Raw genomic sequence first — 12,700 nt, forward strand, 5'->3', positions numbered from 1 at the left:
TAATACCAAACGTCAAAAAGCCTAGCATTTGCTAGGCTTTTTGTTGAGCGCTGGTTTTAACCTCAGCGCAATTTTAAAGTACAAACATGATATAGCCGTACTTTAAAATACAACCTGACTTAAGGGTTCTACACCGTTCTATTAACGAGCGCGGAAGACAATGCGTCCTTTGGTTAAGTCGTACGGTGTCATTTCTACCGTTACTTTGTCACCAGTAAGAATACGGATATAGTTTTTGCGCATTTTACCTGAAATATGTGCAACAACCACGTGACCATTTTCTAGCTCAACGCGGAACATTGTATTTGGTAAAGTATCAAGGACTGTGCCTTGCATTTCAATTACGTCTTCTTTCGCCATGTGTAGCGTAACACCTCTTTGAATAATTAAACGCTGCAGATTTTGCCCAAAAGCAGACGATAAGTAAAGGTAAGGGCCAAAAATTTGTTATTTAATTGGCCAATAAGCACTTGGAAGTGAATAATAGCGTCAATTTAAACGTACAGCATAAGCAGATGCAACGTTAAAATTAGCTTACTTGATCAATCCAAACATCGTTCACAAATCTTTGTGAGGGCAAAAATTGCGATTTGTAGCGCATCTTTTTACAACTGTCTATTTGATACCCTAAATAAACAAAGTCTTTATCTAGCTTAGTTGCATGATCTATTTGCACCATGATCATAACATTCCCTAAGCTATACTGTTCGTAATCTGGATCAAAGAACGTATAAATGGCTGACAGTGAGTTCGGCATTGTATCTGTGACCGCTACCGCAATCAGTTTGCTCTCGTGCCATAATTCTAGAAACGTGATTGGTAGCCAATGGCAAAACAAAAAGCTTTCATATTGTAATCTATTAGGTGGATACATACTGCCGTCACTGTGGCGCAATGAAATGTACTTTTCATAAAGTGGGTAGTACTCATCACGTTCTTTATGGCTAACAGTAACTGAGAAATCGTTAATCGCTTTTTTGAACTTTCTTTTTTGTGACTTTGAAGCAATGAAGCGTTTCGCGGGAATCCTCATAGACTGACAGGCACTACATTTTGGGCAATGGGGACGATATATCTGATCGCCGCTACGTCTAAAGCCTAACTCTAATAATCCCTCAAATCGTGCCGGGGTATAACAGCTAGGGTCCAATATTACCAGCAACTGCTCCTGTTGCTCAGGTAAATAGCTACAACTAAACTGCTGACTTAAACCAATTTTAGAAGGGAAATGTTCAGTCATAAATGTTATCCAATGTTTGAGCAAGCCACATTGTGTCTGGCACGCTAAATTGTGCCGCTATGTTAAGTCTAGTCAAGAATTCTTCTCGCGATACAACTTTTGCACCTAAACTTGTAAGGTAAGGATTTTCGAGTTGGCAGTCGATAAAATGCGCATTGTGTTTTTTAAGCCAGTTAACGAGTGCCCACATTGCCAGCTTAGATGCATTAGGTATATGGAAGAACATAGATTCACCACAAAAGACCCCAGACTGCATCACACCGTACAAACCACCAACTAACCTACCGTCATGCCAGATTTCTAAACTGTGCGCTAAGCCTTGTTTATGAGCCTCTTGATAAGCCAGTAACATATCACTGTTAATCCAAGTACCTTCATTATTAATTCGTTGTTTGCGACAGGCCATAATCACCTGTGAAAACGCCATGTTCACCGTCACGACGGGGTTCAGTTTACGCTGAGCTTTTTTAAGGCTTTTACTAATGTGAAACTCATCAAGCTCAATAATGCCGCGTTGGCTGGGCGACCACCACATGATTGGCTCATTTTCGTTAAACCACGGGAAGATACCGCTCGCGTATGCATTTTTAAGTCTTTTGATACTAAGGCACCCGCCAATCGCTAACAAGCCATCAGGGTCTTTTAAGGCAAATTCACAAGGTGGAAATTGCTCGTCGTTTAAGCTTAAGTGAAACAGTTGTTGAGTCATACAAGGAGGTGTGAACTAGATGTGTGAGTTAACATAGCGCAATTTGAGGGAAAATAATATGGGAGCCAGAGCTCCCATTATTAGTAACCTGCTATTTTAGGTTATCTAGGTATCTTTCTGCATCCAATGCAGCCATACAGCCAGTACCCGCAGAGGTAATTGCTTGACGGTATATATGGTCTGATACATCACCTGCGGCAAATACGCCTTCAATACTCGTTTGAGTCGCGTTGCCATTTAGACCTGATTGCACAACCAAGTAGCCATCTTTCATTTCTAACTGACCTGCAAACATATCTGTATTTGGTTTATGGCCGATAGCAATGAAAACACCTGCAAGGTCTAATTGCTCGGTATTTTCAGAGTCAGTTTCTTTGATGCGAATACCAGTCACACCCATTTCGTCACCTAAAACTTCATCTAGTGTGCGGTTCAAGTGCAAAACAACATTACCATTTTTCGCTTTTTCCATTAGGCGGTCGGATAATATTTTCTCACTTCTAAAAGAGTCACGACGGTGAATAACGTGCACTTCTTCTGCGATGTTTGACAGATATAGCGCTTCTTCAACTGCAGTATTACCACCACCAACAACGGCTACTTTTTGACCGCGATAGAAAAAGCCATCGCATGTAGCACATGCTGATACGCCTCGGCCTTGAAATGCAGTTTCTGACTCTAAACCTAGATATTTAGCTGATGCGCCTGTTGCAATAATAAGTGCATCACACGTATATGTTCCTTGATCACCAGTTAAAGTGAACGGGCGCTTAGTTACATCAACTTTATTAATGTGGTCGAAAATAATTTCTGTTTCAAAACGTTCAGCATGTTCTTTCATGCGATCCATTAGAGCTGGGCCAGTTAAACCGTGCGCATCACCAGGCCAGTTTTCAACTTCAGTTGTGGTCGTCAATTGGCCACCTTGTTGCATACCAGTAATAAGTACTGGGTTTAAATTTGCACGTGCGGCATAGACTGCTGCTGTGTAGCCTGCAGGACCCGAACCTAAAATAAGTAGTTTGCAGTGTTTAACGTCACTCATGGGATATTCCTAAAATTTAAATGCCAAGAATCAATGAGGTCGATTCTAAGTAATTCAACCTAGATGTAAAATAAAACGCAAATTTCGTTTTTGAATAAATCGTATAGTTGTCAAAAATAGTGTACTTGATGGTTATTTCATCCATCAATCGTGAAACTGACGCTATTGCATGACCACACGCTTTTTTTTTGGTATGTTCTTAGTAATTTTGTTTTGTTATTCATTTAAGAATAACCCCTAACGAATAGGTATTTATGGCATTTTGGCAGGATACACCTGGATTTGCATTGGCAGCAGATGAAATCAGAGTTTTAACGGATGCAAAACAGTATCATGATGAGCTTATTAGTCTGATACGCCAAGCAAAGAAAAGGATATACATCACCGCATTGTATTTACAAAATGATGAAGCAGGCAGGGAAATTCTGAGCGCTTTGCATGACGCATCTTTGGCCAATCCGTCTTTAGAAATAAATGTACTGGTTGATTTTCATCGTGCTCAACGAGGGTTAATTGGCGAAGAAAAGTCAGAAGGCAATGCAAAGCTATATTGTGATGCGCTAGAAGCTACTAACAGTAACGTTAAGGTGTATGGAGTACCTGTAAAAGCTAAAGAGCTTTTTGGTGTATTACACCTTAAGGGGTTTGTAGTTGACGATACGCTATTGTACAGCGGAGCGAGTTTAAATAATGTTTATCTGCATTATGAAGATAAGTATCGACTAGACAGATATTTTGTTATCAACCAAGCTAAGCTTGCGGATAGTTTCTGCCAGTTTACAGATCATTATCTGTTAAGTTCAGAAGCGGTTGCACGCTTGGATAAGCGACCGTTGCCTAAACTAGCAGATATCAAGCTTGCTCAAAAGAAGCTGATGCGAGACCTTAAAAAGGCCAAATATACGTTGGCTGGTGCTGATTGTAGGGATAACTTAAACATAAGAGCATTTTTAGGGTTTGGTAGGCGTACCAATAAACTTAATCGCTTAATTAAAAGTTTATTTGATACCACTGAGCAAGAATTGGTACTTTACACGCCATATTTTAACTTTCCAGCACCATTGCTACGTTCTTTGAGACGCTTATTGAAGCAAGGACAGCAAGTTACAATTGTTGTTGGCGACAAAACGGCAAACGATTTTTATATTTGCCCTAGTCAGCCTTTTAGCAAAATTGGCGCGCTGCCTTATCTGTATGAAACCATCCTCAGAAAGTTTTTAAAATCTCAGCATCGCTTTATTAAGTCCGGACATCTTAAAGTGTATTTGTGGAAAGAGGGTAATAACTCATTTCATCTAAAAGGGATCTGCAAAGATAATCATACTCACTTACTCAGTGGACATAATCTTAATCCACGAGCCTGGGGTCTTGATATTGAAAATGGCATATTGATTGAAGATCCAAACAAACAAATTTTGGCAGATATAGAGCGTGAGAAGCAGGCTATTTTGGCAAATTGTAGACTGTTAACAGGTCCAGAGGACGTTGAGACGCTTGAAGATTATCCGCTGCCTGTGAAAAAGCTGCTGGGTCAGGCCAAACGCGTCAAAGTTGATTTTATTATTAAACGTTTTATTTAATATACCAATTTAAAATATGAAAAACCCAGCAATCGCTGGGTTTTTCTGTTTATTGCGAAGAGTTACGCTTGGTAAGCTTCATTATGCACGTTAGCTGCGCGACCAGATGGGTCAGCATTATTTTGGAATGATTCATCCCAAGCGAGAGCTTGTGGCGTTGAGCAAGCGACAGACTTACCGTGAGGCACACAATTTGCTGCTGCATCGCCAGGGAAGTGCTCAGTAAAGACCTGGCGATAGAAATAGGCTTCTTTACTATCAGGCGTATTGATAGGGAAGCGATATTGCGCATTTTCTAACTCTTGATCGGTTACGAGTTCTTCAACATGGGCTTTTAATGAGTCAATCCAACTATAGCCCACACCATCTGAGAACTGTTCTTTTTGACGCCATAACACTTCGTCAGGTAAATACCCATCAAACGCTTCGCGTAGAATATGCTTCTCGATACGACCATCTTTACACATTTTATGTTCAGGGTTAGTGCGCATTGCAACATCAACAAATTCTTTGTCTAAGAATGGTACACGTGCTTCAACGCCCCACGCTGCCATTGACTTGTTAGCGCGTAAGCAGTCAAACATATGTAGTTTAGAGACTTTACGGTTTAACTCTTCATGGAATTCTTGCGCGTTAGGTGCTTTATGGAAATATAAATACCCGCCAAATAACTCATCAGCACCTTCACCTGATAATACCATCTTAATGCCCATCGCTTTGATTTGGCGAGACATAAGATACATAGGTGTTGATGCACGTATAGTCGTTACATCATACGTTTCAAGGTGATATATCACCTCTTTTAATGCATCGATACCTTGTTGTACGGTGAAGTGAATAGGGTGGTGTACGGTGCCAATTTCATCAGCTACCTTTTGTGCTGCTGCTAAATCAGGCGAACCTTCAAGGCCAATTGAGAAAGAGTGAAGTTTTGGCCACCAAGCATCTGTTGTGTCGTTATCTTCAATTCGCTTTGCTGCAAACTTTTGGGTAATGGCAGAAATTACCGAAGAATCTAAACCACCAGAAAGTAACACGCCATAGGGTACGTCGCACATAAGCTGACGTTTAACCGCTGCCTCAAGCGCATGTTTTATCTCTTCAGAGCTTGCTGGGTTTTCTTTTACTGCGTCATAAGATTGCCAATCACGCTGATAGTAAGGACGAATAGTACCTTCTTTTGAGTATAGATAATGACCTGGAGGGAATTCTTCAATTTGAGTACAAATTGGTGTTAATGCTTTCATTTCACTGGCTACGTAAAAGTTGCCATGTTGATCTCGGCCCGTATACAAAGGAATAATACCAATGTGGTCACGACCGATTAGATAAGCGTCTTGCTCCTCATCGTACAAACAAAATGCAAAGATGCCATTTAAGTCATCTAAAAACTCAGGCCCCTTTTGCTTGTATAACGCCAAAATAATTTCGCAGTCCGATTCTGTTTGAAAGTCAAAATCAGTTGTTAGCTCGTTTGCCAACTCTTTATGGTTATAAATTTCACCGTTTACCGCTAAAATATGTGTTTTTTCAGGGTTGTATAGTGGTTGAGCGCCACTTGACACACCGACAATAGCCAGCCGTTCATGAACTAAAATGGCTTTATCTGATGAATAAACACCAGACCAGTCTGGTCCTCTGTGGCGTAGTAGCTTTGACATTTCTATCGCTTGAGAGCGAAGTTGGGTGGGATCGGATTTAAGCTCCAATACGCCGAAAATAGAACACATAAATTACCTCATTCCTGTGTATTGATTTATTTTTATACGTTAACAGTGCCAAAATAAGCGAGTTACAGGTACTGTTTGATATAGATTTACCAGAACTAACTATCGAAGTCACATGAAACTTCTAAAACCTGAAACATTTAACAGCGAAATTATGGGAAATAGGGGGAATTTTGTGAGGTTACACTTTCTTTTAAAAAGCGAGGTGATGGTGAAAATCGAGCAACCACAGATAATATAGTGAAGTGTAAATAGCGGTATAGACAAATGAAACTGAATGTATACCGCGAAAGCTATCGAACTAGCCTAAAGTGATAGGTTAATTGAATTTACGGCGCTTTTCTCTTGGAAACTTTTCACCGCCACTGCCCCCAGAAATCTGCTTGAGAAGCTTGGTGGAAGTAATGACTTTTTGCGCCGCGACAATACGTTTTTGCATGGTTTTAAATCCTTTGTATTAAATGGTGAAATAAGGGCTTAAATCGGTCTTACTTCTTTTGGCAAATTGCTCGCCACCGCTACCGCCCACGATTTGTTTTAAAGCATTGGGCGATGTGATCACTTTCTTATTTGAAAGCGTTGATTGCGTCATCTTATCTGTTTAAAGTAATTATTAAAGCTAATATTTCATCAAAATTAATGGGTTGTACCAGCGGCAATTTTTATATCTTGTTTATCTTGCATTGCGCAAGTAATCATTACGCGCAGTGCACTGACTACAGTCTCCAAGCTCATGCTTGGCGCATTAGCATGGTTTATCGCTTGCGATGGTAAATAAGGGATATGCACAAATCCACCTTTAACCATCGTATCGTGTTGATTAATTAAGTGCATTAAGCCGTACATAACGTGATTACATACATAGGTGCCTGCTGAGTTTGAAATAGAAGCGGGTATTTGTGCTTGTTGTAGAGCCACTAACATTCGCTTAATTGGCAGATTGGTGAAATAAGCACTTGGCGCCCCGGCGATGACAGGAGTGTCAACCGGCTGTTTACCCGCGTTATCTGGGATCCGTGCATCGGTTATATTAATTGCAACACGCTCAATGGATATATCCGCTCTCCCTCCCGCTTGGCCTATACAGAGCACAAGCTGAGGTGCATATTTATCGATGGCTTGATGAAGCTCTTTCAAAGAGGTGCCAAACTCACATGACAGCTCTTTGGTATGGACCACACACTCACCGATGTGTTCACCTTCTAGTTCAGATACCGCTTGCCAAGAGGGATTGAGCTGCTCACCATCAAACGGGGCAAAGCCAGTAATTAAAATGCTGGGTTTTTGTGTTTTAGTCATTAAAGATCACTCCATACATGAGCAATATGTTAATCGCAAGCAAGGTCAACGCGGTAGGGATCTGAACTTTGATCACTTGATACTTGTCTCTTAGATCAAGTAGCGCTGCTGGCACAATATTAAAGTTTGCTGCCATTGGTGTCATTAAGGTGCCGCAGTACCCTGAGTACATCCCAATTGCAACTAAAGGAGCAGGGGAAGCCCCATGTCCTTGTATTAAAAAGGGCACTGCAATACCTGCTGTCATCACTGGAAACGCGGCAAATGCATTACCCATAATCATAGTAAATAGCGCCATGCCCACACAGTATAATACTACCAGCATAAAGCGATTATCTGGAGATATAAATAGCGTCACCAAATCTTGAATAGCGGTACCTGTTTGCGCCACTATAAACACTCCGCCCAACATGGCGAGCATTTGTGGCAAGATTGCGGCCCAACCGATAGAGTCGACCAAGCGACGAGATTCGCCCAGTGCTAGCAAGGGGGAACCAGAAGTTATTTTCCAACCAACTAGCAAGGCTATTCCACAGGCTAATGTGAGTGCCGCTAACGTAACGTGACGTTGATCGAACAGGTAAATATTGGCGATGTTAATATTGTTCAAAAGTAACGTGCACACAACCGTGACTACAGGAATTATCACCGCGGGTATAAATAACCGATTTCCTAGGCGCTCCGCACTTACTTGGAGCTCTTCATCAGTAGGCACGTCGTAACTGCCCATTGATACCTTGCCTAAACCAGCAAGCAGAGCGATTGCTAATACACTGCACCCAACCCATTGATAGGTAATTGATGGACCAAATACCTTAATGGATAAGTCACCAAACAAGAAGACATTACCAAATAAAAACCAAAAAAGCGCGGTGGTCCATTTTTTTGGATGGCCCTGATCTTGTATTGTTTTTACAACCAAAAACATCACCACAAAACCAATCAATAAATATATATTGTTGATTGATAAAACCGCAGAAGCCTCTGTTTGTATTGTTACTGGCGTGCTCATGATAGCTCCTCACTTAAGTTATGAGTTTGGCTAGTCGTATGCGCCTGCATTTGCTGGCTAATCTTAGCTTCTAGTCGAGCGAGTCTAAACAAATGTACAATCAAGGCTGCAATGGCGGTGGGGATTGCCCATAGGCCAATGTGCAACGGCTCTATGCCTTCGATGCCATTTTCTTTCAAAAACGCGTCCATAAGTAGTACCGCGCCAAACGCGATAAAAATATCTTCACCAAAAAACACCGCAATATTATCGCAAGCAGCTGCATGGGCACTGATCATATCTTTTACATGCTTAGGTAACTCACCGTGTAGATTTGCCGCAGCCCCTAATGCCATGGGAGCAAGCAATGGTCTAACCGTTTGTGGCTGACCTGCTAGGCTTAATAAGCCTAGCGCTGCTGAGCATTCACGAACTACAAAGTAAAGGCTTAAAATACGTGCTGTGGTAGCGGATTTTATACTTGCGACCCAAGATTTAGCTCTTTGTTGTAGTCCATATCTTTCGGATAGAGCAATAATGGGCAAAATGAGCAAAAAGCTCGCAAGTTGGCGAGCGTTCATGAACTTTTCACCAAAAGTTTCAATCAAGGTAAAAAAATCTAGATCAACAGCCCAACCGGTAACCAAACCAGCAACACTGACCACCAATAAGGGGTTAAATCGTAGTGCAAAGCCAAGCACTACAACGGCAATACCTATCAAGGGTAATAGGTTCAACTCATTCATTATGATCACTCTAATTATTATTCTTTGCCAGATTAAATTGTGCTAAATGAGCACTGAGTTTATCGCTGGCTTTACGTGCCTGAGTTAGGTCACACTCAACAAAATTACATTGCTGATTAGCGCCAAGTTGACTAAACATGCGTAAATCAGCGTCGATAACGGTCGCTACAATTGGGTAGCCCCCAGTTGTTTGGCAGTCATTTAATAAAACAATGGGCTCGCCACTTGGGGGAACTTGGATTACACCAGGGTGAACCGCTTGTGTAGCAATAGCTACATTATGGCTTAGCAAAGAGGCACTGCTAAACCTGCTACCCATTCTGTTACTTACTTCGCTAACTGTCCAAGGCGCGTTAATAAGTTGCTCGAACGAGCCCGCTGGCAGCTTATCACAATGCGGCCCTTTAAGTACTCGTACCTGTTTTTTGTATTCAGGCTGTTTTACGCCTAGAGGGGCTAACTCAGTTGATGATTTTTGATAGTTGAGGCAATCGTCGGTCTGCAGTGCTCGTCCTTGGTGGCCGCCAAAACCGGCTTGTAAATCAGTAGAATAGGATGAAAGGGTGGGTTCTAAGGCAAAGCCACCTTGTACGGTAAAGTAGGCACGCTGTGCGCTTGCACTGGTGGCAAAGGTGAGTTTATCACCTGCATGAGCATAATAGCGCCAACCGGGGTAAATAGGGCGATCTGCTAGTTTGGCGTTTAAGCAGCCACCTGTTAAAGCGAAATTACATGGCTGAGCGAATTCAAATTCTGCCAAGCCAATTGTAATCTCAATGACCGCTTGGTGTGGTGGGTTATCTAACAGCATATTTGCTAAACACACCGCAAATGGGTCTAATGCTCCGCTTCTGCATACGCCATAATGACGGTAGCCAAATCGACCTATGTCTTGAATACTCGCCATGACACCTTGTTTGATTACTCTCAGCATATCCCTTCCTTATTTGGTATAAAAATCACCTTATCGCCGGGCGCAAATAAGCTTGGTGGATTGGCTGTTGGATCAAACAAGGTATGCGAGCAATGGCCAAGCAAGTGCCATCCACCGGGAGAGCTACTAGGGTATATTGCGCTCAGGTCTTCAGCAATGGCGATAGAGCCTTTCGGGACTTGCTTTCTAGGGGTCGATTTTCTAGGTAGCTGCAGGGGGTCGGGTAGAGTGCCCAAATAAGCAAAACCGGGCAAAAACCCCAAAAACTCCACCTGATAGGTATATTCACTATGGCATTCGACGACTTGTTTAGCACTTAGGTTTAGCCGCTGCGCAACATCCATCAAGTCTGGACCGTGTTCACCACCATAAATTGCATCGATGTGGTGGGTTTGTACATTAAAAGCAACCTCTTCACTTTCTTCCCACAAGAGCATCGCTTTTTTGAGCCAATACTGATATTGACTTGGATCCGCTAAATAGGCAGTAACTGAGGCTTTCGCAGGCACAATGTCTAAAAACGCATTGCTGTGCTGTAAGCTGACCGTTAAAGCAAATAAACGACGTTGTTCGCTCGGTGAGGGCTTGTCAGTGTGTAGTGCAACCACTAACGCGTTTTCACCTAATAAGTAACTGTGCGCATCTAACATAGTTGTTTTCTTTTTTATTATCTTGGCCTTAGTATAGCTAACTGGTAGGGGAGAAATGCAAGCTTAATAAAAAAGCCATATTATCTATGGCTTTTTGAATAGCTTATTTATTGGATAAAAGCCACTCGCTTAACAAGCGTACACCATAGCCTGTGCCACCTATAGGCACTTCTCCAGAAGCTTTGCTGGATAACACGTTGCCAGCAATATCTAAATGTACCCAGCGCGTGTCACCCGCGAAGTGCTGCAAAAATGAAGCCGCTGTTGTTGCACCTGGTCCGTCATGTCCTATATTGCTCAGATCTGCAATGTTAGACTTAAGCATATCTTTATAACCCAGCGGTAAGCGCCAAACAGGTTCATTAACATGTTCACCTGCGTGTGTTAGTTCTTTAATTAAATGCTCATCGTCAGAAAATATTGCGCTGTAACGATTACCGACCGCACGTATTTTTGAGCCGGTGAGGGTTGCTATATCAATCATGATCTCGGGTTGGAAGTAAGTTCGAGCGTACCACATCGCATCACTGAGCACTAAGCGACCTTCCGCATCGGTATTGAGTACTTCAACACTTAATCCTTCAGCTGTGCGCAGTACGTCACCCGGCGCAATAGCTTGCTCAGAAACCATATTGGCTGCCATGCCCATGACTGCAACAACATTTACGTTTGCTTTGCTAAGTGCCATTGCCTTAACAGTACCAAGCACTGCTGCTGCACCTGCCATGTCAGATTTCATACGAGCGATAGATTTACCTGTTTTAATACTGTAACCACCCGAATCGAATGTGATCCCTTTACCCACTAGGGCGATAGGGGTTTCGTTGCTGCCTTCATAATGTGCAACAACCAGTCGAGCACCTTGTTCGCTGCCACGGCCTACACCTTCAAGCGCGCCCATACCAAGCTCTTTTATTTGCTCGGGTTCAAGTACGGTTACTTTGACCCCATATTGCTCAAGCTCTTTGGCGGCATTGGCGAAATCGACAGGTGTCATGTTACTGGCAATTTCAGATGTTAAATCTCGAGCTAGAAAAACCCCCTGTTCAATGTTTGCTAACTGTTGGTATATTTGTGTTGTTGTAGAGTTATCATCCACATCTACCATGTAGCTAGTTAGAGTTTGCTCTTTTTGTTTCTTATAGATATCAAATTGGTGGTCCCGCAGGTTTGCGCCATGAGCAAAGTGTGCAGCTAATTCACTGTTACTTGCTAAACCAGATACTTTGTCGAATGCCAGCGCGATATTTTTGCCATTGTGATTTTTCACGAAGGCATGTATGTCTCCGCCAAGTTTGGCTGCTTTGGCTGCGTTGAATTCATCTTTGTCACCGACTCCAACTAATACAATGCGCTCGTATTTGCTATTGGTAGGTGCCAGTAGTTGCATAGTTTTGCCATATTGTGCTGTGAAGCCAGCACTGTTTACGGCTTTATTAAGCTGTTTTCGCGTTGCTTTGTTTAAAAAAGTAAAATCGCTTTCATCTTGGGTATTTTTAAACACCACGAGCGTACCAGCCTCTGCTAAGTGCGATGTGAACTTAAACTGTGCAGCCTCGGCATTGCCTATGCTGGCAACTGTTAAAGCGATGGTACTCAGCTTGGTTAGTAACTTCATTGATAACCTCTCATCTTATCTAGAGCTCTGCTTTTACCGCAAAACGTGTCCGTTTTTAAGTCAGTCTCGTCGAAACGTCAAATATTAGAGTTAGTTTTTGGGTTTTACACATGAAATGAATATAACTGCAACAAGGTCTAGCTATAGAGACACCATTATGT

At 42.2% G+C, this 12,700-nt stretch carries 13 protein-coding genes; 1 reads left to right on the forward strand and 12 read right to left on the reverse strand.

Features of this window, described 5'->3' with window-relative positions; genetic code table 11:
* Positions 1 to 141: 141 nt before the first annotated feature.
* From infA to trxB, 4 genes are all read right to left on the reverse strand, one after another.
* Positions 142 to 360, reverse strand: coding sequence for a translation initiation factor IF-1 (gene infA / locus HG263_RS00450; protein ID WP_058029687.1), 219 nt, complete (start codon positions 358 to 360; stop codon positions 142 to 144).
* A gap of 169 nt (positions 361 to 529) precedes the next feature.
* The gene (locus tag HG263_RS00455; protein ID WP_171624125.1) at positions 530 to 1,240 is read right to left on the reverse strand and encodes an arginyltransferase; all 711 of its coding nucleotides are present in this window, start codon (positions 1,238 to 1,240) and stop codon (positions 530 to 532) included.
* Positions 1,233 to 1,949, reverse strand: coding sequence for a leucyl/phenylalanyl-tRNA--protein transferase (gene aat / locus HG263_RS00460; RefSeq protein WP_171624126.1), 717 nt, complete (start codon positions 1,947 to 1,949; stop codon positions 1,233 to 1,235). Before aat ends, HG263_RS00455 begins: the two co-directional genes overlap by 8 nt.
* Positions 1,950 to 2,040: 91 nt before the next feature.
* Positions 2,041 to 2,994, reverse strand: a complete 954-nt coding sequence (gene trxB / locus HG263_RS00465; protein WP_171624127.1) for a thioredoxin-disulfide reductase — start codon at positions 2,992 to 2,994, stop codon at positions 2,041 to 2,043.
* Positions 2,995 to 3,248: 254 nt separating this feature from the next.
* Here trxB and pssA point away from each other — a divergent pair, with 254 nt between their 5' ends.
* Positions 3,249 to 4,574: a CDP-diacylglycerol--serine O-phosphatidyltransferase gene (gene pssA / locus HG263_RS00470; RefSeq protein WP_171624128.1), complete on the forward strand. Its 1,326-nt coding sequence runs from the start codon at positions 3,249 to 3,251 to the stop codon at positions 4,572 to 4,574.
* Between the two features lie 62 nt (positions 4,575 to 4,636).
* Here the strand turns inward: pssA and asnB are convergent, their stop codons facing one another.
* From asnB to HG263_RS00505, 8 genes are all read right to left on the reverse strand, one after another.
* Positions 4,637 to 6,304 (reverse strand): asparagine synthase B, encoded by a 1,668-nt coding sequence (asnB, locus tag HG263_RS00475; protein ID WP_171624129.1) that lies wholly within the window; start codon positions 6,302 to 6,304, stop codon positions 4,637 to 4,639.
* Positions 6,305 to 6,758: 454 nt separating this feature from the next.
* Complete coding sequence (locus tag HG263_RS22520) at positions 6,759 to 6,893, reverse strand: hypothetical protein (protein WP_281358231.1); 135 nt, start codon at positions 6,891 to 6,893, stop codon at positions 6,759 to 6,761.
* 44 nt (positions 6,894 to 6,937) lie between these two features.
* Complete coding sequence (gene pcp / locus HG263_RS00480) at positions 6,938 to 7,600, reverse strand: pyroglutamyl-peptidase I (protein WP_171624130.1); 663 nt, start codon at positions 7,598 to 7,600, stop codon at positions 6,938 to 6,940.
* Positions 7,593 to 8,612 (reverse strand): DUF979 domain-containing protein, encoded by a 1,020-nt coding sequence (locus HG263_RS00485; RefSeq protein ID WP_171624131.1) that lies wholly within the window; start codon positions 8,610 to 8,612, stop codon positions 7,593 to 7,595. The genes pcp and HG263_RS00485 overlap by 8 nt, the downstream gene beginning before the upstream one ends.
* Positions 8,609 to 9,337, reverse strand: coding sequence for a DUF969 domain-containing protein (locus HG263_RS00490; protein ID WP_171624132.1), 729 nt, complete (start codon positions 9,335 to 9,337; stop codon positions 8,609 to 8,611). Before HG263_RS00490 ends, HG263_RS00485 begins: the two co-directional genes overlap by 4 nt.
* A 10-nt stretch (positions 9,338 to 9,347) precedes the next feature.
* The gene (locus HG263_RS00495; RefSeq protein ID WP_171624133.1) at positions 9,348 to 10,271 is read right to left on the reverse strand and encodes a 5-oxoprolinase subunit C family protein; all 924 of its coding nucleotides are present in this window, start codon (positions 10,269 to 10,271) and stop codon (positions 9,348 to 9,350) included.
* Entirely contained in the window at positions 10,265 to 10,921 is a 657-nt protein-coding gene (pxpB, locus tag HG263_RS00500; protein WP_171624134.1) for a 5-oxoprolinase subunit PxpB, read from the reverse strand. The genes HG263_RS00495 and pxpB overlap by 7 nt, the downstream gene beginning before the upstream one ends.
* A 103-nt stretch (positions 10,922 to 11,024) precedes the next feature.
* The gene (locus tag HG263_RS00505; protein WP_171624135.1) at positions 11,025 to 12,539 is read right to left on the reverse strand and encodes a leucyl aminopeptidase; all 1,515 of its coding nucleotides are present in this window, start codon (positions 12,537 to 12,539) and stop codon (positions 11,025 to 11,027) included.
* Positions 12,540 to 12,700: the final 161 nt, after the last annotated feature.

It is taken from the genome of Pseudoalteromonas caenipelagi, assembly GCF_013140855.1.
Lineage (GTDB): Bacteria > Pseudomonadota > Gammaproteobacteria > Enterobacterales > Alteromonadaceae > Pseudoalteromonas > Pseudoalteromonas caenipelagi.